This window comes from Roseicyclus persicicus, from assembly GCF_012395815.1.
In the GTDB taxonomy this organism is placed as follows: domain Bacteria; phylum Pseudomonadota; class Alphaproteobacteria; order Rhodobacterales; family Rhodobacteraceae; genus Roseicyclus; species Roseicyclus persicicus.
This window is the reverse complement of sequence record NZ_JAAZQQ010000003.1, coordinates 225,913-247,964: the sequence shown is the minus strand read 5'-3', so window position 1 is coordinate 247,964 and position 22,052 is coordinate 225,913. Positions and strand designations below refer to the sequence as shown.

Here is a 22,052-nt window from a genome sequence, read left to right as displayed (position 1 = left end):
GGCCCGTTCCTATTCCGCCGCCACCGCGCCGGAGACCGCCAGCTTCTCGAGGATCGCCTCGGCCGCCTCGCGCCCGTCGCGGATCGCCCAAACCACCAGCGACGCGCCGCGCACGATGTCGCCCACCGCGTAGACATTGGGGATCTGGGTCTCGTGGGTGCGGAAATTGGCCTTGATCGTGCCCCAGCGCGTGACCTCCAGCTCCGGGCAGCCCCAGAGCGTCGGCAGGTCCTCGGGCTCGAAGCCCAACGCCTTGATGACCATGTCGGCGCCCTCGACGTAGTCGGCGCCCTCGATCACCTCGGGGCTCTGGCGCCCGGTCTGGTCCGGCTGGCCGAGGCGCATCTTCTGCACCATCACGCCGTCCACCACATCGCCGGTGAAGCCCTTGGGCGCGCTCAGCCACACGAACTCGACGCCCTCCTCCTCGGCGTTGGCCACCTCGCGCTGCGACCCGGGCATGTTGGCCCGGTCGCGGCGATACAGGCACTTCACGCTGGTCGCGCCCTGCCGCACCGCGGTGCGGACGCAGTCCATCGCGGTGTCGCCGCCGCCGATCACGACGATGCGCTTGCCGTGGGCGTTCAGCTCGCCCGAGTCGAACTCGGGCACCTCGTCGCCAAAGCTCTTGCGGTTGCTGGCCGTGAGATAGTCGATCGCGCGCACGATCCCCGTGGCGCCGACGCCCGGCGCGTTCAGGTCGCGCGACTTGTAGACCCCGGTGGCGATGACGACGAAGTCATGCTTGCCGCGGATCGCGTCGAAGCTGACATCCTCGCCCACGTTGCAGTTCAGCACGAACTCGATGCCCGCCGCCTCCAGCTGGTCGATGCGGCGCATGACCACGTCCTTCTCCAGCTTGAAGCCGGGGATGCCGTAGGTCATCAGCCCGCCCGCGCGGTCGTAGCGGTCGTAGACCGTCACCTGCAGGCCGGCGCGGCGCAGCATGTCGGCCGCGGCAAGGCCGCCCGGCCCGGCGCCGATGATGCCGACCGACTCGGGGCGCTCCACCGACGGCGCGATCGGCTGGACCCAGCCTTCCTCCCACGCGGTGTCGGTGATGTACTTCTCGACCGACCCGATGGTGACGGTGCCATGACCAGACTGCTCGATCACGCAGTTGCCTTCGCAGAGCCGGTCCTGCGGGCAGATGCGGCCGCAGATCTCGGGGAAGGTGTTGGTCGCCTGGCTGATCTGGTAGGCTTCCTGAAGCCGGCCCTCGGCCGTCAGCTTGAGCCAGTCGGGGATGTTGTTGTGCAGCGGGCAATGCGACTGGCAGTAGGGCACGCCGCACTGGCTGCAGCGCCCGGCCTGCTCGGCCGCCTTCTCGCGGGCGTACTCGCCGTAAATCTCGTGGAAATCGGATTTGCGCAGAATCGGCGGACGCTTCTCGGGCATCTCCTTTTCCACGGTCACGAATTTCAACATGGGTTGCTTGGCCACGAAACATCTCCCATTCTTTCGCCGCCCCTATACCGGCCTCGCCGCGGGATAAAAAGACAGCAGTGCTGACCTATTTGTCGATTTTCCGGGCCGGATCGCACGACACCCGGGTCGAAAACCGGGAAATTGGTAAACTTTCGGACCTATCAGGAAAATAACCTCCATGTCTCAAGACCTTGCCTTCCTCCCGTTCGCGCGGGGCCTTGCGGCATGACGCTCTGGACGCTGATCCTGCTGGCCCTGATCCAGGGCATCACCGAATTCCTGCCGATCTCCAGCTCGGGTCACCTGATCCTGCTGCACGATGCCTTCGGCGGCAGCGAGAACGATCTCGCCCTCGACGTCGCGGTGCACCTGGGGTCGATTCTCGCCGTCATCCTCTACTTCCGCGACGACGCCGCCCGGGCCGTGCGCGGGCTGGTGCCGCTGGCGCGCGGCCGCGCCGCCGAGCCCGGCGCGCGGCTGGCGCTGGCGCTGGTCATCGCCACCATCCCGGCGATCCTGTTCGGCGCGCTGCTGGTCGTCACCGGCTGGGTCGACGCGCTGCGCAGCATGACGGTGATCGGCTGGATGATGATCCTGTTCGGCGTGATCCTCTGGGCCGCCGACCGCTGGGGCCCCGAGGTCGCCGCGATCGACGCCTGGGGCCCGCGGCAGGCGGTGCTGCTGGGCCTCGCGCAGGCGGTCGCGCTGATCCCCGGCGTGTCGCGCTCGGGCATCTCGATCACCGCGGCCCGCGCGCTGGGCTACCGGCGGGCCGAGGCCGCGCGGATCTCCATGCTGATGTCGATCCCCATCACGCTGGCCACCGGGGCGGTGCTCCTGCGCGACGCGCTGACCGAAGGCGCGGCCCTGCCGCTCGGTCCCATCGCGCTGGCGGCTCTGTTCGCCTTCGCGGCGGCCTTCGGCGCGCTGGCGCTGATGATGCGCTTCCTGCCGAAGGTCAGCTTTACGCCCTACGTGATCTACAGGGTGATCCTCGGCGTTGTCCTGCTGGGGATCGCCTATTCCTGACCGCGCAGGTGGCGGGCGGTTTCCTTGATCTCGGAATACTGCCCGCCCGGGCGGTAGGGCCACAGGTACTCCTCCAGCACCGCCTCCATCGCGGTCGGCGAGATCCCGAGGTCGGCAAAGCCCATGCGGCCCTCGCCCACCACGTTGTCGCGGCGCAGGTTGCGGACCTGGTCGCGGGTGAGCATCCCGTTGTGGATCAGGCCCAGGGACAGGGTCTGCACCAGGTCCAGCACCGCCGCCATGATCCCGGCCACGGCGAACGGAACGTTGACGATCAGCCGGCGCCGCCGGATCACGCCCAGCATCCGCTGCATCAGCGCGCGGAAGCTTTCGACGTCCGGGCCGCCCAGCTCGTAGATGCCGGGCCCGGCCGTGCCCAGCACGCCCATCACGGCGGCCTGCGCCACGTCGTCGACATAGACCGGCTGGAACCGCGTATCGGCGCCCACCACCGGCAGGACCGGGCCGAGGCGCGTCATCGCGGCAAAGCGGTTGAAGAACTGGTCCTCGGGGCCGAACACGATGGAGGGCCGCAGGATCACGGCGGTCGGGAAGGCCTCCAGCACCGCGGCCTCGCCCGCGCCCTTGGTCGCGGCATAGGCGCTGTCGCTGTGGGCGTCGGCGCCGATGGCCGAGATCTGCACCAGCCGCGCCACGCCCTCCTCGGCGGCGATGCGGGCGACGCGGGCGGCGCCCTCGGCCTGCACCTGGTCAAAGCGGTTACGGCCGCGCTCGGACAGGATGCCCACGCAGTTCACCACCGCGTCCGCGCCGTGGATGGCGGCGCGCACGCTGGCGTCGTCGCGCACGTTGGCGAGCACCGGCTCCACCTGCCCGACAACCCCGTAGGGGCGCACGAACAGCGCCTCGTTCGGGCGGCGGACGGCGACGCGCACGCGCCAGCCTTCCTTGGCCATGCGGCGCGCGATGTAGCGGCCGACGAAGCCCGATCCGCCGAAAATGGTGACGAGTTTCGACATGTCTCATGCCCTCCGGTCCCGGTCTGGCCCGGGTGATAGGCGCGCCCCCGCGGCCCGACAAGGCGCAAATCGTCCCAATCCCCGCCCAAACCCGCCGATACGCGGAATGGTGACTGGCAAGCCGGGCCCGGGGGCTCTACCACTAGGGATATGTCTGCGCTGCCCCGCCTGATCCGCACCGCGCTGCCCGCGACGGCCCTCGCCGCGCTGGTGGCCCTTGGCCCTGCCGCCGCGCAGGAGGTCACCCTGTCGGTGCCCGGCGCCTCGGACGACCTGGTCGAGCGGCTGCGCCTGAACGCGCTCCTGTTCCGCGACCCCGAGGAGGGCACCACCCGCACCGGCAGCGACATCGTCGCCGCGGCCCGCGCCGATTACGGCCGCCTGATCGGGGTGCTCTACGAGGAGGGGTTCTTTGCCCCGGTCATCGCGATCCGGCTGGACGGGCGCGAGGCGTCGGCCATCTCGCCCTTCAGCGCGCCGGCCGACGTGCGCCGGGTCGAGATCGTGGTCGACACCGGGGCGCCGTTCCGGCTCGGCCGGGCCGAGATCGGGCCGCTCGACCCCAACACCGCCCTGCCCGACGGGTTCCGCCCCGGCGAACCCGCCTCGACGCCGCTCCTGCGCGACACCGCCGAGGCGGCGCTGGACGGCTGGCGCGCGCGCGGCCACGCCGTCGCCGACATCGCCGGGCAGCAGATCACCGCGCGCCACCCCGAGGCGCTGTTGGACGTGGCGATCCGGGTCGATCCCGGCCCGGTCATCACCTTCGGCGCCCTCCTGCCCGAGGGGCACGAGCGGATGCGCGTCGCCCGCATCCTCGAGATCGCGGGCCTGCCCACCGGCGAGGTCTATTCCCCCGAGGCGCTGCAGCGCGCCGAGGACCGCCTGCGCGAGACCGGCGCCTTTTCCGCCGTGTCCCTGCAGCTGGGCGACCCGCGCGCGGGCGACATCGCCGACGTCACCGCCGTGGTCGACGAGGCGCCGCTGCGCAGGCTCGGCTTCGGCGCCGAGGTGGCGACGGACGAGGGCCTGCGCCTGACCGCCTACTGGCTGCACCGCAACCTGCTCGGCGGGGCCGAGCGGCTGCGCTTCGACGCCGAGGTCTCGGGCATCCGCAGCCTCGACAGCGGCCTCACCGCCGAGCTGCGCACCCGCTTCGAGCGCCCGGCGACCTTCACCCCCGACACCACCTTCGCGCTGGAACTGGCGCTGGGCTATGCCGACGAGCGGCTGTTCGTGATCCAGGGGGCCGAGCTGGAGGCGTCGCTGCTGCACCGCCTGTCCGACACGGTGACGATCCGCGGCGGCATCGGGCTTGCCTATTTCGACTTCGAGTGGGGCGGCGGGGCCTACGACCTCACCCGCGTCACCCTGCCGCTGGGCGCGACCTACGAGAACCGCGACAACCCGCTCGACGCCCGGGCCGGCGCCTATGCCGACATATCCCTGACCCCGTTCCAGGTGCTGGACGACGGCGCGGGCATCCGGATGACGCTGGACGGGCGCGCCTACTGGGGCTTCGGCGAAGACGATCGCACCCGGGTCGCGGCGCGGCTGCAGCTCGGCACGCTGGAGGGCGGCAACATCGCCACCATCCCGCCCGACGACCTGTTCTATTCCGGCGGCGCCGGCACCGTCCGGGGGCAATCCTACCAGTCCCTCGGGGCGGAACAGGGCGGCTTCGCGGCGGGCGGGCGCAGCTTTGCCGGCCTGTCCGGCGAGGTGCGGCACGACATCGGCGACACCGCCTTCGGGATCGTGGGCTTCGCCGACGCGGGCGTGATCAGCCGCGACGCCTGGGGCGAAGGGCCCAGCGACTGGCACGCCGGGGCCGGGATCGGGGTGCGCTACGACACGCCCTTCGGCCCGATCCGCGTCGACCTGGCCACCCCCGTGACCGGCGATCAGGCCGGGCGCGAGGCCTATCTCTACATCGGCATCGGGCAGGCCTTCTGATGCGGCGGCTTCTGTCCCTCCTCGCGCTGGCGCTGGTGCTGCTGCCGGGCCCCGTCCTGGCCCAGGACGACGACCGCTCGCGCATCGTCCGCTTCCTCGAGGAGCAGCTGTCGGACGGCGCGCGGCAGGTGACGATCCGCGGCTTCCGCGGCGCGCTCAGCTCCACCGCCGAGCTCGACCTGCTGACCATCGCAGATGCCGAGGGCGTCTGGCTGACGCTGGAGGGCGCCGAGCTGACCTGGTCGCGCGCCGCGCTCCTGCGCGGGGCCCTGCAGATCGATTCGCTGACCGCCGAGCGGCTGGAGATCCTGCGCGCCCCGGTGACGGAGCCCGCCGGCCTCGACCTGCCGCCGGCCGAGGCCACGCCCTTCGCCCTGCCCGAGCTGCCGGTCTCGATCGCGGTCGACCGCACCGCCATCGCCCGCGTGTCGCTGGGCCCCACGCTGCTGGGGCAGGCGGTGGAGCTGTCGGTGGAGGGCAGCGCCCGGCTGGCCGACGGCGAGGGCGCGGCCGACATCGAACTCCTGCGCCTCGACGGGCCGCGGGGGGCCTTCGACCTGGCCGCCGGCTACGGCAACACCACCCGCGTTCTGGACCTGTCGCTGCTGGTCGAGGAGGAGGCGGGCGGCCTCGCCGCCACGCTGCTGGGCCTGCCGGGCGCGCCGGCGATCCGGCTGACGGCGGCCGGCGCCGGGCCGATCGACGGGTTTGAAGCCCAGATCGCGCTGGACAGCGACGGGGAACCGCGGCTGGCCGGCACCGTGGCCACCCGCCTGGCGCTGGACACCGGCGTGCGCAGCGTCGACGCCGACATCGGCGGCGACATCACGCCGCTGTTCCTGCCCGATTACCGCGACTTCTTCGGCCCCGACGTGGGGCTGGTAACACGGCTGCGCCTGATGCCCGACGGCGCGGTGGAACTGGACACCTTCAGCCTGCGCGCGGCGCAGCTGGCGCTGGCTGGGCAGATGTCGCTGGCGCCCGGCGGCCAGCCGCGGGCCTTCGAGCTGACCGGCCGCATCGCGGGGCCCGAGGGCAGCGGGCCGGTGCGCCTGCCGGTGCCCGACGCGGTGGTGACGGTGGGCGCGGTGGACCTAGGGGTCAGCTACAACGCCGCCGCCGGCGACGGCTACCGCGCCCAGGCGCTGGTGCAGGCGCTCGACCTCGGCCCGGCGGCGGTGGAAAGCCTGCGGCTCGACGCGGGCGGCACCATCGCCGAGACCGACGCGGGCCTGACGGTCGCCTCGCCCATCACGCTGGTCCTCGCCGGCCTGACCCACGCCGACCCGGCACTGTCGCAGGCGCTGGGCAGCGCGGCCACCCTGTCGGCCGACCTGTCCTGGCAGAGCGGCGGGCCGCTGGGCCTGGCGAACCTCGTGGCCGAGGCGGGCGACCTGGCGCTGCGGGGCGACGCGACCCTGACCACCGGCGGGGCGCGGCTGGTGCTGGCGACGGCGCTGGCCGCCGAGGCGGGCGACCTTGCCCGCTTCGCGCCGCTGGCCCGGCAGCCGCTGGCCGGCCGGCTGTCGGCCCAGCTCGACGCCGAGGCGGAGCTTCTGTCCGGCGCCTTCGACGTGGTGCTGACCGGCACCGGCACCGACCTGCGCGTGGCCGAGGGCGTGCCGCCCGCGCTGCTGGCGGGCGACACCACGCTGACCCTGTCGGCGGTCCGCGACGAAACCGGGCTGATCCTGCGCGAGCTGACCCTGCAGGGGCGCGAGCTGTCGCTGGCGGGCACCGGCCGCGTGTCCTCGGGCGGCGCGCTTGTCGATGTCGACGCGCGCCTCGCCAATGTCGGGCTGTTCACCGACGCCCTGAGCGGGCCGGTGACGGCGGCGCTCGACGCCACGCGCGGCCCGTCGGACGCCGCGCCCTGGCGCATCGTCGCCGACCTGCGCAGCCAGGCCGGCATCTCGACCACGCTGCGCGGCGACGTGCAGCCCGCGGACGGCACCGTCGACCTGACCGCTACCGGGCAACTGCCCCTTGCGCTGGCGAACCGGGCGCTGGCCCCGCGCAGCGTGTTCGGCACGCTGGGCTTCGATCTCGCCATGCGCGGCGCGCCGGGGCTGGACACGCTGTCGGGCAGCTTCCGCACCGGGGGCGCGCGGGTGACGCTGCCGACCTTCGGCACCGCGCTGGAGAACGTGACCGCCTCGGGCACCCTGTCCGCCGGCCGCGTCAGCTTCGACGCCGGCGGCGCGCTCGGCACCGGCGGGTCGCTGTCGGCCAGCGGCACCGTCACGGTCAACGCCCCCAGCCTGCCCGCGCAGATCACCGTCACCGGGCGCGACCTGCGCATCGTCGATCCCACGCTCTACGAGGCGCGGATCGCCAGCGCCGACATCACCGTGGGCGGCGCGCTGGCCGGCACGCTGCAGGTGGGCGGCACGGTCGTGCTGGGCGAGACCGAGCTGCGGGTGCCCGAGACCGGTCTTGGCGGCTCGGCCCCGATCCCGCCGATCGCGCACCTGGGCGAAACCGCCGCGGAACGGCGCACGCGCATCGCCGCGGGCCTCGGGCCGGTCACCTCGGGCGGCGGCGGGTCGCAGCGCGTGGGCCTCGACCTGACGATCCGGGCGCCGGGGCGCGTGTTCATCCGCGGCCGCGGTCTCGACGCCGAGCTGGGCGGCCAGCTGCGCATCTTCGGCACCACCGCCAACGTGATTCCCGAGGGCCGCTTCGACCTGATCCGCGGGCGGCTGTCGATCCTCGGCACCCGGCTCGACCTGACCGACGGCTCGGCGACCCTGCAGGGCGGGTTCGACCCCTACATCCGGCTGCTCGCCACCTCGCGGGCGGGCGGCTACACCATCGGCATCGACCTCGACGGCCCGGTCAGCGCGCCGACGATCACCTTCACCTCCACGCCCGCGCTGCCCGAGGACGAGGTGCTGGCGCAGCTCCTGTTCGGGCGCTCGGTCTCGGCTCTGTCTCCGGTGCAGATCCTGCAGATGGCCGACGCGGTGGCCGGGCTGGCCGGCGGGTCCAGCCAGTCGGGCATCTTCGCCCGGCTGCGCGAGGGGCTGGGCCTCGACGACCTCGACCTGCAGACCAGCGAGGACGGCAGCGCCGCGCTGCGGGCCGGGCGCTACCTGTCCGAGAACATCTACACCGACGTCGTGATCGGCGACGCCGGCAACACTGGCGTGTCGCTGAACATCGACCTGACCCCCAGCATCACCGCCCGCGGCAGCTTCACCTCCGACGGCACATCCAGCCTCGGCGTGTTCTTTGAACGCGACTACTGAGCGCCGTCGTTTTTTTCCCGCGGACACCCCGTTGACAGCCCCCCGCGGCGGCTATATCAGCCCCGCTCACGACACCTGCCCAGGTGGCGGAATTGGTAGACGCGCTGGTTTCAGGTACCAGTGGCTTAACGGCCGTGGAGGTTCGAGTCCTCTCCTGGGCACCATATCCCTCGATGCCCTTCCCCCTTCGGGAGCGTGAGGGCAGGAGCCGGCACCGACGGCGACGGAAAGGGACAATGGCGTGACCATCCACCTCTACCAGAACGACCTTCCCGATGGCCTGTCCCTCGGGCCCGTGGTGGCCATCGACTGCGAGACGATGGGCCTGAACCCGCACCGCGACCGGCTGTGCGTGGTGCAGCTGTCGGGCGGCGACGGGCACGCGCACCTGGTTCAGGTCGCCCAGGGCCAGACCGAGGCGCCGAACCTCGCGCGGCTGCTGACCGACCCCGAGGTGCTCAAGCTGTTCCACTTCGGGCGATTCGACATCGCGGTGATGTACCACGCCTTCGGGGCGCTGGCCGCGCCGGTCTACTGCACCAAGATCGCGTCGAAACTGGTGCGCACCTTCACCGACCGGCACGGGCTGAAGTACCTGCTGCAGGAACTGCTGGAGATCGACATCTCCAAGCAGCAGCAGACCAGCGACTGGGGCGCCGAGCGGCTGACCGAGGCGCAGAAGGCCTATGCCGCCTCGGACGTGCTGTACCTGCACCGGCTGAAGGAGGCGCTCGACGGGATGCTGGCTCGCGAGGGCCGCACGGACGTGGCGCAGGCCTGCTTCGAGTTCCTGCCGGCGCGGGCGCGGCTTGACCTCGCCGGCTGGCCCGAGATCGACATCTTCGCGCACTGACGCGCCGATGGCCGCGCCCAACCGATATTCCACCCTCATCGCCTGGACCAAGGTGGCCCTGCCGTTGATCGCGCTGGCGCTGCTGTCGACGCTGTTCCTGTTCTCGCGCACGCCCAACCCCGAGGACGCGCTGCCCTTCGCCGCGGTCGACGTCGAGCAGCTGGCCCGCGAGCAGCGCCTGTCGCGCCCGCGCTTTGCCGGCACCATGGAGGACGGGCGCGAGGTGACGCTGGTGGCCGAAACGGCGGCGCCGGCGACGACCAACCCCAACCTGATCCTGCTGACCGAGGTCGAGACGCGGGTGACGCTGGGCGCCGGCGACCGCCTGACCCTGACGGCGGCCACCGGCGACATCGACCTCGCCGCGCAGCGGGTCGATCTGGCGGGCACGGTCGACGCGGCGACCACGGCGGGCTTCGCGCTCAGGTCCGAGCGGGTCACGGTGGCGATGGACACGATGCGGCTGGCCGCGCCGGGGCCGGTGGTGCTGACCGGGCCCGGCATGACGCTGGAGGCGGGCGCCATGGAGATCACGGGCCCCGAAGGGCAGGCTTTCCTGAGTTTCACAGGCGGCGTGCGGCTGCTATACCAGCCGGGGGACCAATGAAGAGCCACGTCTGCACGATGCGCCACCTGATCCGCCTGGCCACGCTGGCCGCGTTCCTTGCCCTGTCCGGCCCGGCGGCCGCGCAGGTGCAGATCGGATTCGGCGGCGTCGCGCATGATTCCCGCCAGCCGGTCGAGGTCACGTCGGACAGCCTCGGGATCGACCAGACCACGGGCCGCGCCGTGTTCGACGGCAACGTCATCATCGTGCAGGGCGACCTGCGCATGGCCGCGGGCCGGGTCGAGGTGGTCTATTCCGACACCGGCGGCGCCCGCAGCGTCGAGCGCGTGATCGCCACCGGCGGCGTCCTTGTGACCCGCGGCGCGGACGCCGCCGAGGGCGCCGAGGCGACCTACGACATCACCGCCGCCCTTCTGACCATGGTGGGCGACGTGCTGGTCACGCAGGGGCCGACCGCGATCTCGGGCGACCGCATGGTGGTGAACATGACCACCGGCAGCGGCACCGTCGAGGGCCGCGTGCGCACGGTCCTGGACCCCGGATCCGCCCCGTGAGCCGCCCGTCCCTCACCGTGACGCAGGGCGGCCAGGGCCTCGTCGTCCACCGCCTTCGGAAAAGCTACAAGAAGCGCCCGGTGATCCGCGACGTGTCGCTGAGCCTGAACCGGGGCGAGGTCGTGGCGCTGCTGGGCCCCAACGGCTCGGGCAAGACCACGTCCTTCTACTGCATCGCCGGGCTCATCACGCCCGACGGCGGCACCGTCACCATCGACGGGCAGGACGTGACCCTGTTCCCGATGTACCGCCGCGCCCGCGCCGGGATCGGCTACCTGCCGCAGGAAATGTCGATCTTTCGCGGCCTGTCGGTCGAGGACAACATCCTCGCCATCCTCGAGATCGTCGAACCCGACCGCACCCACCGGGCCGAGCGGCTGGAGGAACTCCTGTCCGAGTTCTCGATCGGCCACCTGCGCCGCGCGCCCGCGCTGTCGCTGTCGGGCGGCGAGCGGCGCCGGGCCGAGATCGCGCGCTGCCTCGCCTCGAACCCGCGCTACGTGCTGCTGGACGAGCCCTTCGCCGGCGTCGACCCGATCGCGGTGGGCGACATCCGTCACCTGGTGCAGGACCTCAAGACGCGCGGGATCGGCGTGCTGATCACCGATCACAACGTCCGCGAGACGCTGGAGATCGTGGACCGGGCCTACATCCTGCACGATGGTACCATCATCATGTCGGGCACCCCCGACGAGGTCGTGCGCGACGAGACCGTGCGCCGCGTCTACCTCGGGCAGAGCTTCCGCATCTCCTGAGCCGGACCACTCCGCTTTACGTTGACAGCGCCCGTGACCCATCGCCTAATGGGGGTGATGTTCGCGTTCGCTTCATCCTCGATCCCCCCGTCCGGACCCCGGACGCAGGACCGCGAAAACGGCCCCGGGATCGCCCTTAACCCGAACCGACCGGACAGCCTCATGCGCGGGGCGAACGGGCCATTCCGGCCCGGCACCCCCCGCGCGCCCGAATAGCGGAGGACCCATGCGCTATCAAATCAGTGGAAAACAGATCGACATCGGCGATGCGCTGCAGACCCACGTCAAGGACAGCCTCGGCGCCGCGGTGGGCAAGTATGCCCAGCGCCCGACCGACGCGACCGTGGTGTTCTCGAAGTCCGGTGCCGAGTTCGTCTGCGAAGCCACTGTTCACCTGTCGACCGGCCTGACCGCCTCGGCCAAGGGCCATGCGCACGAGATCTACGCCGCCTTCGACAGCACCTGCGAGAAGATGGACAAGCAGCTGCGCCGCTACAAGCGCCGCCTGAAAGACCATCACCGCGATAGGCCGCACCCCGTTGAAACCGAGCAGGCACCCATGTATGTCCTTGCCCGATCAGGGCACGAGGAAGAGGAGCACGAGCCGGAAGATCTGCAGCCGATCATCGTGGCCGAGATGGAGATGCGGATCCCGTCCCTCTCTGTCGGCGAAGCGGTGATGCAGATGGAACTGGCCGGTGCGCCCGTCCTGGTGTTTCGGAACGAAAAGCACAGCGGGGTCAACGTCGTGTATCGGCGCGAGGACGGAAACGTCGGCTGGATAGACCCCCGGATGGAATGAGCAGACCACGCGGCGCGCCCCGGAACGGGGCCGCCGCGCCAGGCAACCGATCCGGTCAGCGGGTCACGAGGGGGATGGGATGAACCTGTCGTCGCTGCTGAAGCCACGCGCCGTGAGGGTGCTGGCGGACGTGACCAGCAAGAAGCGCCTGATGCAGTCGATCGCGGATCTCGCGCATGACCTGATCGGGCTGCCCGAGGCGCAGATCTTCGACGCCCTGCAGGAGCGCGAAAGCCTCGGGCCCACCGGCGTCGGCCACGGCGTCGCCCTGCCGCACGCCCGCCTGTCCGAGCTGACCGAGGTGCACGGCGCCTTTTTCCGGCTGGAGCGACCGATCGACTTCGACGCCGCCGACCGGCAGCCCGTTGACCTGGTCTTTGCCCTGTTCGCGCCGGCCGACACCGGCGTCGACCACCTCAAGGCACTGGCGCTGGTGTCCCGCACGCTGCGCGACCCGGCGCTCTGCGCCAAGCTGCGCGCCAATTCCGACGCCGCGACGCTGCATACGCTCCTGACCGAGTACGAGGCCAGCAAGGCCGCCTGACCGCCGCGCCTCAGCCCTTGCCCCAGCGGCCGAAGCCCAGCCCGAGGTAGTCGCGGCGGTAGGCGTTGATCGCGGCCTTTTCCACCTTGCCGTCGATCACCTTGGCAAAGGGGATGCCGCCCGGGATCGCCTCGGCGCGGGGCACGGGCGGCTCGGCCACGCCGGCGGCGCGGGCGAGGTCGGGCAGCGCGGTCGCCATCTCCTCCTCGCGGATCATGTGGTGGGGCTGCACCACCTGCGCCATGCCCTGCAGGATCGCCGATTGCGAGGCCCAGGCCGGGTCGATCCGCACGCTGGTCTGCCCGGCGAGATTCGCCTTGAGGAAGTCGAGGAAGGCCGCAAAGGCCGCCTTCTGCTCCGCCTCGGTCCAGCCGGGGCCGGGGGCGCCGTCGGGGATCGGCAGCTTGTAGCGCTGTCGCATCACCTTGCGCGGTTCGGCATAGGCGGGGCGGTCGTCGGGCAGGACGAAGCGGCAGAAACTGGCATAGGCCCGCCGGGCGGGGTGCCGCAGCACGGTAAAGCTGCGGTAGCCCGGATGGTCCTTCATCCACTGCTTGAGGTCCTTCTGGGTCAGCTTGCGCAGGAGCGCGTCGCGGCCCACGCCGCCGATCTCGGCCAGCCAGTCGATCACCGCGTTCTCGGGCGCGCCCTTGACCGGCAGGAACAAAAGCCCCGCCGTGGGATGGGCGACGAAGCCCGGCACCTGCGCCCCGCGCGCCGGTTCCGCCTCGGGGCTCGCGGTCAGGCCGAAGCGGTCGACCTCTCGCAGCGCCGCCAGCATCTCGGCGTAGTTCTCGACCTTTTCCGACAGGTCGCCCGGGTTCTGCCGTTTCAGGGTCTTCGACGCCGCGTCGAGCCTGCCTTCGGAGCCGAGGAAGGCCGCCAGCCCGTTCAGCACCTCGGCATCGTTGATGTCCTCGTAGCGGATGTGAAAGGCCGCCTGCCCGCTCACCTGCAGCCCGCGCCGCAGCCGGTCCTGGAACGCGGCGAGCCGTTCCATCAGCTCGGCGAACTCGTCAGCGTCGAAGCGGATCTGCGCGCTGCGCCGGTTCTTGGCGTCCTTCAGGAGCCACTGGCCCGTCGCGGTGGCGATCTTGCGGCTGACGTAGCTGTCGAGCGGGTTGCGCGTGAGGATCACCTTGGCGATCCGCGGATCGGGCAGCACCCGGTCCACCACCCGGTCGTCGTGGTCGTGGAACAGGCGGAACCCCGGCAACCCGTCGGTCTGCGCGATCATCGCGTCCAGCAGGCCCAGCGGATCGGCCTCGCGCCGGTCCATGTCGTAGCCGAACAGCTCGAACCGGTTGTGATGGCCGAGGAAGGTGGGGTTGTAGACCTCGCCGTGGCAGGTCACGTCGGGCAGCGCGTTCAGGCTGTCTTCCAGGTAGTTGGAGCCGGTCCGCATCTCGGCGAACAGGACGAAGGCGTCAAAGCGGCGGTCGGCCATGGCTCACGTCACGAGATAGGGGCGGTTGCGGTCGGACGGCGGGCGGTGCACCAGCCCCTCCTGCGGGAAGTCGCCCACCGTCATCGGGTTCATGCCCTGGTTGCGCAGCGACTGCAGGAACCCGGCAAAGCCCGACAGGTCGACCATGCGCGGCGCCTCGGTCAGCCGGAGCGCGTTGGCGCCCTCCATCGCGTCGAGGATGCCCTGCAGGTTCTCCATCGGCTCCTCGACGAACTCGGCCAGGGTCCAGATGCGGATGTCGGCGCGCGCCTTGACGTGGCGGAGCGTGTTGATGAAGTCGATTTCGCGCCGCTGCAGCGCCGCGGCCTCCTGCCGGATCTCGGAGAAATTGCGGTTCGTGCGGTAGAGCCGCACCGCCCAGGCCCCGCTGATGACCGAGATCTGCGCGTTCGCGTCGCCGGCCATGAAGGACCCGACCTGCTGGTTGTCGGCGGGGCCGAACATGAACACCTGCCGCTCACCGCGGGTGTTCCAGATCAGGTTGGTCAGGAAATGCTCGGGGTCGTAGTCCCTGAGCGTGGCGTTGGCCGACAGGCAGCCCGCGTAGATCGCCGCGTCGCCGGCAAAGCGGGCGCGCTTGCGGTCGAAGATGTTGCCATGGACGCTGGTGCCCAGCCGCCGCGACAGCCAGCTTTCGAAATCTTCGAACAGGTCGTTGAAGCCGTGGAACACCGAATAGGGCGCGGCGGTCTTGCCGTTTTCCCAGTCGGGATTGGGATAGCGGCTGTGCATGTAGAGGCCCGGCCGCCCCCGTGTCCGCCGCTCCAGCGCCTTGGAGAACACCCGGTCGATCTTGCCCGGCGCGGGTTCGGCCATGCGGCTGACCGCGGCGTCGTCGGTCAGGAAGGTGGAATAGAGCCGGTTCGCCCGGGGCCAGATCTTGCGCGCCACGAAGCAGTCGGACCGGCGCAGCAGGTGCAGGTGGTCGTCGTAGAAGACGTGCGGCTTGCCTTGGAAATCGAACTTGGACAGGGTCAGCGACCGGCTTTCGATCGTCCGGGCGTAGTTGCGCACAAGCGTCTGGTAATAGCTTTCGTCGGGGATCCAGACGAGGCGGAAATACGCCTCCAGCTCGCGGCGGCGCGGATCCTCGAGGATCGCGCTCAGGGTCTGGCGGGTCAGGCACCACCATTGGCTGCCCAGGTGCGGCACCACGCCGTCGGGGATGCGCCGCTTGAAGCCGATCTTGCGCTGCAGCTCCACGTAGGCGTCGAACAGGACCCGGTGCCGTTTCCACGAGAACGGAAAGCGCAGCTTGAACCGTTCGTCGTTCAGGCCCCCCACCGTCCAGTCCACGTCGCGGATGGTGACGCTCTCGATGAAATCGGTCATCGGCCGCGCGGCGAGGTAGGCGCGCAGCTCGTCCACCGGGCGCAGCGGCAGGCAGGAGCCCGAGGCCAGGTAGACGTGCCGCACCGCGGGGAACTCGGCCAGCAGCTGCTCGGCCGCCATCTGCGACGCCTGCACCAGCGACCAGGTGCCCCATTCGCAATGCACCCGGCGGGAAAAGCGCACGTTCTCGAGATCGGCCAGCTCCTTGCGGAACGCCTCGAAGCGGGCGCGCTTCACCTGGCGGTCGACATGGATGACGATGGGGCAGTCGCGCTCGGCCCAGTGGCGCGCGACCTGCGCCGCCCGGTGCAGCGCGGTGTGGCACAGCATGACGAAGCCCAGCGTGCTCATGCCCAGTTCCCCTTGGACATGAGACCCAGAATCTCCAGCTGGCGCCAATTGATGTAGCGCTCGGACCACTTGGTCCAGAAGTCCGGGTTGCGGCTGAGCCCCTCGTGGTAGGCGCGGTATTCGGCCGAGGCGGCGTAGTGTTCGCGCCGGTCCAGCTCCTCCGCGGCCTTCTCGGTGAAGGTGTCGAGGAACTTGGCGTGCAACAGGACGCCCGAGGTCTTTTCCCCGCCCCATTCGTCGAACACGAGGTTCAGGCCCCGCGGCAGCAGCATGTGGGTGGAACTGGCGTAGGCATAGCTCCGGTGCCACTTCACCAGGGGGATCTTGTTCAGCGCCGGCGCCTTGGCCGGCGTCTCCTCGAAGAACAGGCGCGCCCGCGGGCCGCCCTGGATCCAGAGGTTGCCGTAGTCCCAGTTGCGGCGGATCACGTAGTTGCCGGGGTCGAACCAGCAGGCGATCTCGAACGGGTCCTGCCCCTCGGCATAGGGCTGCGCGGTGATCGGGCCCTTGGGGTACATGTCGAGGATCATGGCCCCGAAGCTCTTGATCGACGAGGCTTCGAGCCAGTCGGTCAGCGCCGGGATCGGCCGGGTGTCACTGAACGGATAGACCAGGAACTCGTCGGGGTCGACCACCAGGCACCAGTGCTTGTGCCCGTAAAGCCGCAGCAGGCGGTTGATCCAGTCCATCCCGAAGCGAGACCGCTTGTAGCTTTCGGGCGTGGTCCAGACCGAGCAGTCGGGCTGCTCGGCCAGGAACTCGCGGGTGCCGTCGTTGCTGTCGTTGTCGACGAACAGGAAATGCGACACGCCCCGGTCGCGGTAGTAGGACAGGAAATACTTGAGCCGCACCCTTTCGTTGCGGAGCGTGCAGAAGCACAGCACGTCCCGCGGGCCGATCGCGTCCGTCCGGTCCGCGACGACGCGCAGGGACCGGCTCTTTCGCCAGGCGCGAACGAGGTATTTCTTGCGCTCCAGGCGCAATGCATACCGTTTCACCGCCTTCATTCAGGGCCCTTCCGCTCGATGCTGCCCAACGCCGGGCCTACCGTGTCGAAGTGCGCGCCCCAGCGTGGCGCCACGGGCGCGGGCAGGGTCGGCAGCACCTCTGTACCCAGGACATGTTTCTTGATCGTTTCCAGCCAAGGATAAGCGTCCGTCCCGTCAAGGTAAACGGCGCTCTTGCCAAGCGTTTCACGGAACACGGGCAGGTCGCTGCAGATCGGCAACGCCCCGGCCAGCGCGGCCTCGAGCGGGGGGTAGCCGTAGCCCTCGGCCAGCGACGGGAACAGGAGCGCCACGGCGCGCGCCAGGTGGTCCTGCACCGCCGCCTCGGGCAGGGCGCCGTGCAGGTGGATCGACCGCCCCGTCAGCGGATGTCGGGCCAGCCGCGCCATCAGCGCCTCGACCCGCCAGCCGGTCGGGCCGATGACGTGGAGGTTCGGCATCCGGTCGGCCGGCAGCGCCTCGGCCAGCCGTTCCCACACCGCGAGGATCAGGGCGTGATTCTTGCGCGGCTCGATGGTGCCCAGCATCACGAAATGCAGCGGGTCGCGCGGGCCGGCGCCCCGCGGGGCCGGGTCGAGGCCCAGTGGCGCCACCACGGCGGGCGGGCGCGGCGCCCCGTCGCCCCAATGGGCCGACAGCTCGGCCGCGGTGGCGGCCGAGTTGCAGATGACGAGGTCGGCATGTGCCCGCACCCACCCCAGCCGCCCGGCGAAGCGCGCAGGCATGTCCTCGGCGACGAGGTCGGGGTGGGCGATGGGGATCAGGTCGTGGATCAGCACCGCGACCCGGACCCGCGGGTCGGCGCCAAGTGCGCCGAGCGTTGCCTCCGACAGGTTCGCGTGCCCGGTGTTGAGATAGGTCAGCGCCCCGCCCGACCGCCGCAACATCCGCGGCAGGCCCGACGGCAGACAGCGGTCGACCGCCACCGGGCGCAGCGCGGATTCGACCCTGTGCCGCGGGTTCGAGCCTTTTCCGATGAGGCGGGAAAGCAGATCGCCCCGCGCCGGGAGCGCGCCGCCGGCGGCAAGATCGGCCAGCCGCGCGCCCCCGCGCCGGTCGAGCAGGAGGTGGCCCCGCGTCGACCGCAACAGGTAACGCGTGTCCGGCGCATCGGCGGCCAGCAGATGTCGGAGGTAGGCCAGTTCGACCCGGTCGATGCCGGTCAGCACGCCACGCCCGGCGCGGGTCACAAGCCGGGTCACGTCAAGCCAGATCGTCCCGGCCTGACCCAACCCCGCCATGGCGTGGATTACTGCGCGGCGCTGCGCGATGAGACCATGTCGCTGAGGAAATGCGCGAACTCGTCGCGCAGGTCCTCGCGCGCCAGCCCGAAGGCGACGGTCGCCTGCAGGAAGCCCGCCTTGGACCCGCAGTCGAACCGCTGGCCCCGGAACCGGTAGCCGTAGACGTTCTGCGACTGCTCGATCTCCTGCGCGATGGCGTCGGTCAGCTGCAGCTCGCCGCCCGCACCCGACTTGATGCGGCTCAGGTTCTGCATGATCTCGGGCGTCAGGATGTAGCGGCCGATCACGGCCAGGTTCGACGGCGCGGTGCCCTGCGCCGGCTTTTCCACCATGCCCTTGACCTTCACGACCGACCCCATGTCCTCGCCGATGTCGAGGATGCCGTAGGACGAGGTCTTGCTGGCCGGCACTTCCATCGCGGCGACCATGTTGCCGCCGGTCTCGGCATGGGCCTCGACCATCTGCTGCAGGCAGGGGGTTTCGGCGGCGATCACGTCGTCGGGCAGGATGACGGCAAAGGCCTCGTCGGACAGCAGCCGCCGCGCGCACCAGACGGCGTGGCCGAGGCCCAGCGCCTTGTGCTGGCGGATGTAGGCGATGGCGCCCGATTCCATGTTGGTGGTCTTGAGCATCTCGAGGAGCTCGGTCTTGCCCTTCTTGCGCAGCTCGTTCTCGAGCTCGGGGGCGTTGTCGAAGTAGTCCTCCAGCGCCGATTTCCCGCGGCTGGTGACGAAGATGAAGTCCTTGATCCCCGCCGCGCGCGCCTCGTCGATGGCATACTGGATCAGCGGGCGGTCGACGAGGGTCATGATCTCCTTGGGGATCGACTTCGTCGCCGGAAGGAAGCGGGTTCCCAGGCCCGCCACGGGAAAGATGGCCTTCGTTACACGTTTCTTCATGGAAATGGTCCTCGCTCAATTCCCGCGACATGCCCCGCCGGGAGAGGGTGCCCCACCCATCTATCACGGCCGAATCGGAATTGCATGTCCATGTGAACAAATAGCGGGAACTCCGCCGTCGTTACATGGCCCATCTGCGCAATTCGGCGGCGGTTCGGCTGCGATACCGCCACGGCTGCAGGCGCGGTCCGGCACGGTCCGACGGGCCGTAGAGGCCGCCCATCTGTTCCCACCAGCCCCCCTCGGTAAAGCTCAACCGGTGCTTGCGCGGCGTCGGGTCCAGCAGGACCAGCGCCACCGGCTGGCCCTCGGCCACCCGCGCCGCCGCCTCGGCCCGCAGCGCGCCGGCCCGGTGCCGCCAGCCGTGCAGGCCGGCCATGGCGGGCGGCAGGTCGCGGCGGAGCGGCAGGAAGGGCCGGTCCGACGGCGACAGCGCCGGCACCGCGCTGTCGCGGCCACGCCCCTCGGCGATCCCGGCGGCCAGGCTCTCCATCAGTGCCCGCATCTCGCGCGCCCCGAGCCTGCGCCGCCGCGCCAGCCGCAACAGACGCGCCCGCTGGTCGGCCTCCAGCTGCGACAGCGCCGGTTCCAGCGCGTCGGGGGCGTGCTTGCGCAGGAACAGCGCCGTGGAGGCGCCGACGTCGAACAGGTCCAGCGGCACCCGGTCCTCGGTCCGGCGCCGGCTGGCCGCAAAGCCGTGATGCACCACCGCGCCGGGCAGCCAGGCCATCCGGTCACCGGCGCGGTGCAACCGAAGGGCAAGGTCGGTCTCGTCGAGATAGAAGCGGAAACCGGTGTCGAACCCGCCCGTTCGGGTCACACAGTCCCGCCGGAGCGCCATGTTGGTGCCGTGCAGCTTCGGCGCCTCGGCCGGCCCCGGCGTCTCGTCCGCGGCCAGCCAGCGGTCGCGGCCGGTGGCGTCCACCGCCATCCGCCCCCACTGAAGCGAGAACCCGTTGCGCCCGATCACCGGCCCGGTCGCCGCCATCACCTGCGGGTCGTCGAACCCGGCCAGGATCGCCTCGGCCCAGCCGGGCTCGGGCACCGCGTCGTCGTCGACAAAGGCCACCACCTCGCCCGCCGCCGCGGCGATCCCGGCGTTGCGCGCGGCCGAGATGTTCTCCTCGCCCTGCGGCAGCAGCACCAGCCGGTCGGCCAGCGGATGCGCCCGCGCGACCGCCAGCCCCGGCGCGTCGGCGACCACGATCGCCTCGACCCGGGTGGAGCGCAGCTGGCCCAGCGCGGTGAGGCAGCGGGCCAGCGCGCGGGGGCGCCCGGCGCTGACCACGACCACGCTCAGCCGCGGGGCGTCCATCAGGGCAGGCCCATCTGGGCCAGCATCGCCTCGATCCGGGGGATGTCCTCGGGGTTGTTCAGCTCCCAGAACTTGCGCCCGCGCGCCTCGACCTCGACGCAGCGCACGGCATGGCCGGCCTCGAGGAAGCGCAGCTGCTCCAGCCCCTCCAGCGTCTCCAGCGGCCCGACCGGCCAGTCGGGATAGGCGTGCAGCGCCCACGGCCGGTAGGCGTAGACGCCCACATGGTGGAACACCGGCGTCGGCGCCTCGGCGGCGTAAGGGCTGGAGGTGTAGGGGATCACTTCCTTGGAGAAGTAGAGCCCCCGCATCGCGCTATCGACCACCGCCGTGGTGCCGCCCACGCGCCCGGCGGCGCGGTCGGCCTTGAGCGCGGCCAGCGTCTCGCCGTCGCAGCGCAGGATCGGGGTGGCGAGTGCGGCCTGGCTGTCGGCGCGCAGGCCCGCGATCAGCGCCTCGAGGAACCAGGGCGGCGTCAGCGGCGCGTCGCCCTGCAGGTTCACCACCATCTCGACACCCTCGCCCAGCTGCGCCAGCGCCTCGGCGCAGCGCTCGGTGCCGTTGCGGGCGTCCGACGAGGTCATCAGGACACTGGCGCCAAAGGCGCGGGCGGCCTCGGCGATGCGGTCGTCATCGGTGGCGACGTGGATCGCGTCGAAGCCCGACACCTCGCAGGCCGCGCGCCAGCTGCGTTCGATCAGGCTGCGGGCCTCGCCGGTCGCGCCGCGCAGCAACGCCAGCGGCTTGCCCGGGTAGCGGGTCGAGGCGTAGCGCGCCGGGATGACGCAGACGACGCTCAAGGTTTCACCAGCGCGACGCCCGGCGCATGGGCGATGAAGAAGCCGTTGGCGAAACCCGGCTTGCCGTAGGTGAAGGGCGCGTGGTCCTCGAAGCGGATCACGTGCCCTCCCGCGCCGCGCAGCACCGCGTCGCCGGCCGCCGTGTCCCACTCCATCGTGCGCCCGAGCCGCGGGTAGAGATCGGCCTCGCCGGTCGCCACGAGGCAGAACTTGAGCGAGGATCCGGCGCTCTTCAGGTCGGCGACGCCGTAGTGGGCGATGTAGGCGTCGGTCGCCGCGTCCCGGTGCGACTTGGACGCGACGACGTAGAGCGCCGCGTTGTCCGGTTTTCCGACCCGGATCGGCCGCACGGAGCCTGTTTTCTCGATGTCGAAGGGGCCGTCTTCCTCGACGCTGTTGCCCTCGGCGTCGGTGTAGAACAGCCGCCCCTTGGCCGGGGCATAGACCACGCCGCGGACGGGGACGCCGGCCTCGACAAAGGCGATGTTCACGGTGAAATCCCCGCGGCGCTGGACGAATTCCTTGGTGCCGTCCAGCGGGTCGACGATCAGGAAAGTCGCGGCCGACTGGTCGTGGCTGTCGGCCTGTTCCTCGGTCACCAGCGGCAGGTCGGGAAAGGCCACCCGCAGCCGCGCCGAGATCAGCGCGTCGGCGGCCTCGTCGGCCTCGGTCACAGGGCTGGCGTCGGACTTGGCGCGCACCTCGAAATCCTCGGCGCCGTAGATCTCCATGATGCGGTCGCCCGCCTCGATCGCGGCCGCCCGGAACACCCGCATCATCCGATCGTAATCCACATCCGCCTCCATTTGGCCTTGATTGCCTGTTAACTCCTCGCGCGTTATCGTCGCCACAGGCCCGCGGGGCAAGTCCGGCCCTCCCCGCCGCGCGACGAAACACGGGCAGAGCAGACCACAGG

At 71.0% G+C, this 22,052-nt stretch carries 19 protein-coding genes and 1 tRNA gene; 10 read left to right on the top strand and 10 right to left on the bottom strand.

What is annotated here, in order from left to right; translation table 11 throughout:
• Positions 1-9: 9 nt before the first annotated feature.
• Positions 10-1,443, bottom strand: a complete 1,434-nt coding sequence (locus HCU73_RS11065; RefSeq protein WP_168623518.1) for an FAD-dependent oxidoreductase — start codon at positions 1,441-1,443, stop codon at positions 10-12.
• A gap of 210 nt (positions 1,444-1,653) precedes the next feature.
• Here HCU73_RS11065 and HCU73_RS11060 point away from each other — a divergent pair, with 210 nt between their 5' ends.
• Entirely contained in the window at positions 1,654-2,457 is an 804-nt protein-coding gene (locus tag HCU73_RS11060) for an undecaprenyl-diphosphate phosphatase (protein WP_168623517.1), read from the top strand.
• On the opposite strand, the gene HCU73_RS11055 is transcribed toward HCU73_RS11060, so the two are convergent.
• Positions 2,448-3,437 (bottom strand): complex I NDUFA9 subunit family protein, encoded by a 990-nt coding sequence (locus HCU73_RS11055; protein ID WP_168623516.1) that lies wholly within the window; start codon positions 3,435-3,437, stop codon positions 2,448-2,450. The genes HCU73_RS11060 and HCU73_RS11055 overlap by 10 nt on opposite strands.
• Positions 3,438-3,587: 150 nt before the next feature.
• Here HCU73_RS11055 and HCU73_RS11050 point away from each other — a divergent pair, with 150 nt between their 5' ends.
• From HCU73_RS11050 to HCU73_RS11010, 9 genes are all read left to right on the top strand, one after another.
• Positions 3,588-5,393 (top strand): autotransporter assembly complex protein TamA, encoded by a 1,806-nt coding sequence (locus tag HCU73_RS11050; protein ID WP_168623515.1) that lies wholly within the window; start codon positions 3,588-3,590, stop codon positions 5,391-5,393.
• Complete coding sequence (locus HCU73_RS11045; protein WP_168623514.1) at positions 5,393-8,644, top strand: translocation/assembly module TamB domain-containing protein; 3,252 nt, start codon at positions 5,393-5,395, stop codon at positions 8,642-8,644. The genes HCU73_RS11050 and HCU73_RS11045 overlap by 1 nt, the downstream gene beginning before the upstream one ends.
• Before the next feature lie 77 nt (positions 8,645-8,721).
• A tRNA-Leu gene (locus tag HCU73_RS11040) sits at positions 8,722-8,808 on the top strand.
• Positions 8,809-8,885: 77 nt separating this feature from the next.
• Positions 8,886-9,497 carry a ribonuclease D gene (locus tag HCU73_RS11035; RefSeq protein ID WP_168623513.1) on the top strand — a complete coding sequence of 204 codons (612 nt, stop codon included), beginning with the start codon at positions 8,886-8,888 and terminating at the stop codon, positions 9,495-9,497.
• 7 nt (positions 9,498-9,504) lie between these two features.
• Positions 9,505-10,104 carry an LPS export ABC transporter periplasmic protein LptC gene (gene lptC, locus HCU73_RS11030; RefSeq protein WP_168623512.1) on the top strand — a complete coding sequence of 200 codons (600 nt, stop codon included), beginning with the start codon at positions 9,505-9,507 and terminating at the stop codon, positions 10,102-10,104.
• On the top strand, positions 10,101-10,619 hold the full coding sequence (locus HCU73_RS11025) for an LptA/OstA family protein (RefSeq protein WP_239025535.1): 519 nt from the start codon (positions 10,101-10,103) through the stop codon (positions 10,617-10,619). The genes lptC and HCU73_RS11025 overlap by 4 nt, the downstream gene beginning before the upstream one ends.
• On the top strand, positions 10,616-11,374 hold the full coding sequence (gene lptB / locus HCU73_RS11020) for an LPS export ABC transporter ATP-binding protein (RefSeq protein WP_168623511.1): 759 nt from the start codon (positions 10,616-10,618) through the stop codon (positions 11,372-11,374). The genes HCU73_RS11025 and lptB overlap by 4 nt, the downstream gene beginning before the upstream one ends.
• A gap of 226 nt (positions 11,375-11,600) precedes the next feature.
• The gene (gene hpf / locus HCU73_RS11015) at positions 11,601-12,176 is read left to right on the top strand and encodes a ribosome hibernation-promoting factor, HPF/YfiA family (protein WP_168623510.1); all 576 of its coding nucleotides are present in this window, start codon (positions 11,601-11,603) and stop codon (positions 12,174-12,176) included.
• Between the two features lie 79 nt (positions 12,177-12,255).
• Positions 12,256-12,720: a PTS sugar transporter subunit IIA gene (locus tag HCU73_RS11010; RefSeq protein ID WP_168623509.1), complete on the top strand. Its 465-nt coding sequence runs from the start codon at positions 12,256-12,258 to the stop codon at positions 12,718-12,720.
• A gap of 10 nt (positions 12,721-12,730) precedes the next feature.
• Here the strand turns inward: HCU73_RS11010 and HCU73_RS11005 are convergent, their stop codons facing one another.
• The 8 genes from HCU73_RS11005 to cysQ form a co-directional block, all read right to left on the bottom strand.
• Positions 12,731-14,167: a sulfotransferase gene (locus HCU73_RS11005; protein ID WP_168623508.1), complete on the bottom strand. Its 1,437-nt coding sequence runs from the start codon at positions 14,165-14,167 to the stop codon at positions 12,731-12,733.
• A 3-nt stretch (positions 14,168-14,170) separates the two neighbouring features.
• Complete coding sequence (locus tag HCU73_RS11000) at positions 14,171-15,871, bottom strand: beta-1,6-N-acetylglucosaminyltransferase (protein WP_168623507.1); 1,701 nt, start codon at positions 15,869-15,871, stop codon at positions 14,171-14,173.
• On the bottom strand, positions 15,868-16,878 hold the full coding sequence (locus HCU73_RS10995) for a glycosyltransferase family 2 protein (protein ID WP_168623506.1): 1,011 nt from the start codon (positions 16,876-16,878) through the stop codon (positions 15,868-15,870). The genes HCU73_RS11000 and HCU73_RS10995 overlap by 4 nt, the downstream gene beginning before the upstream one ends.
• Complete coding sequence (locus tag HCU73_RS10990) at positions 16,875-18,119, bottom strand: glycosyltransferase (protein WP_210730598.1); 1,245 nt, start codon at positions 18,117-18,119, stop codon at positions 16,875-16,877. Before HCU73_RS10990 ends, HCU73_RS10995 begins: the two co-directional genes overlap by 4 nt.
• 8 nt (positions 18,120-18,127) lie before the next feature.
• Positions 18,128-19,021, bottom strand: a complete 894-nt coding sequence (gene galU, locus HCU73_RS10985; RefSeq protein WP_168623504.1) for a UTP--glucose-1-phosphate uridylyltransferase GalU — start codon at positions 19,019-19,021, stop codon at positions 18,128-18,130.
• Between the two features lie 121 nt (positions 19,022-19,142).
• Entirely contained in the window at positions 19,143-20,336 is a 1,194-nt protein-coding gene (locus HCU73_RS10980; protein ID WP_168623503.1) for a glycosyltransferase family 2 protein, read from the bottom strand.
• Positions 20,336-21,136 (bottom strand): 3-deoxy-manno-octulosonate cytidylyltransferase, encoded by an 801-nt coding sequence (locus HCU73_RS10975; RefSeq protein ID WP_168623502.1) that lies wholly within the window; start codon positions 21,134-21,136, stop codon positions 20,336-20,338. The genes HCU73_RS10980 and HCU73_RS10975 overlap by 1 nt, the downstream gene beginning before the upstream one ends.
• Positions 21,133-21,942 carry a 3'(2'),5'-bisphosphate nucleotidase CysQ gene (cysQ, locus tag HCU73_RS10970; RefSeq protein WP_210730597.1) on the bottom strand — a complete coding sequence of 270 codons (810 nt, stop codon included), beginning with the start codon at positions 21,940-21,942 and terminating at the stop codon, positions 21,133-21,135. Before cysQ ends, HCU73_RS10975 begins: the two co-directional genes overlap by 4 nt.
• Positions 21,943-22,052 lie beyond the last annotated feature (110 nt).

Bases quoted from the DNA above. Each gene is read 5' to 3' on its own strand.
- HCU73_RS11060 (WP_168623517.1), top strand. From the start codon at position 1,654: ATGACGCTCTGGACGCTGATCCTGCTGGCCCTGATCCAGGGCATCACC.
- HCU73_RS11055 (WP_168623516.1), bottom strand. From the start codon at position 3,437: ATGTCGAAACTCGTCACCATTTTCGGCGGATCGGGCTTCGTCGGCCGC.
- HCU73_RS11050 (WP_168623515.1), top strand. From the start codon at position 3,588: ATGTCTGCGCTGCCCCGCCTGATCCGCACCGCGCTGCCCGCGACGGCC.
- HCU73_RS11045 (WP_168623514.1), top strand. From the start codon at position 5,393: ATGCGGCGGCTTCTGTCCCTCCTCGCGCTGGCGCTGGTGCTGCTGCCG.
- lptC (WP_168623512.1), top strand. From the start codon at position 9,505: ATGGCCGCGCCCAACCGATATTCCACCCTCATCGCCTGGACCAAGGTG.
- HCU73_RS11025 (WP_239025535.1), top strand. From the start codon at position 10,101: ATGAAGAGCCACGTCTGCACGATGCGCCACCTGATCCGCCTGGCCACG.
- hpf (WP_168623510.1), top strand. From the start codon at position 11,601: ATGCGCTATCAAATCAGTGGAAAACAGATCGACATCGGCGATGCGCTG.
- HCU73_RS11010 (WP_168623509.1), top strand. From the start codon at position 12,256: ATGAACCTGTCGTCGCTGCTGAAGCCACGCGCCGTGAGGGTGCTGGCG.
- HCU73_RS11005 (WP_168623508.1), bottom strand. From the start codon at position 14,167: ATGGCCGACCGCCGCTTTGACGCCTTCGTCCTGTTCGCCGAGATGCGG.
- HCU73_RS11000 (WP_168623507.1), bottom strand. From the start codon at position 15,871: ATGAGCACGCTGGGCTTCGTCATGCTGTGCCACACCGCGCTGCACCGG.
- HCU73_RS10995 (WP_168623506.1), bottom strand. From the start codon at position 16,878: ATGAAGGCGGTGAAACGGTATGCATTGCGCCTGGAGCGCAAGAAATAC.
- HCU73_RS10990 (WP_210730598.1), bottom strand. From the start codon at position 18,119: ATGGCGGGGTTGGGTCAGGCCGGGACGATCTGGCTTGACGTGACCCGG.
- galU (WP_168623504.1), bottom strand. From the start codon at position 19,021: ATGAAGAAACGTGTAACGAAGGCCATCTTTCCCGTGGCGGGCCTGGGA.
- HCU73_RS10980 (WP_168623503.1), bottom strand. From the start codon at position 20,336: ATGGACGCCCCGCGGCTGAGCGTGGTCGTGGTCAGCGCCGGGCGCCCC.
- cysQ (WP_210730597.1), bottom strand. From the start codon at position 21,942: ATGGAGGCGGATGTGGATTACGATCGGATGATGCGGGTGTTCCGGGCG.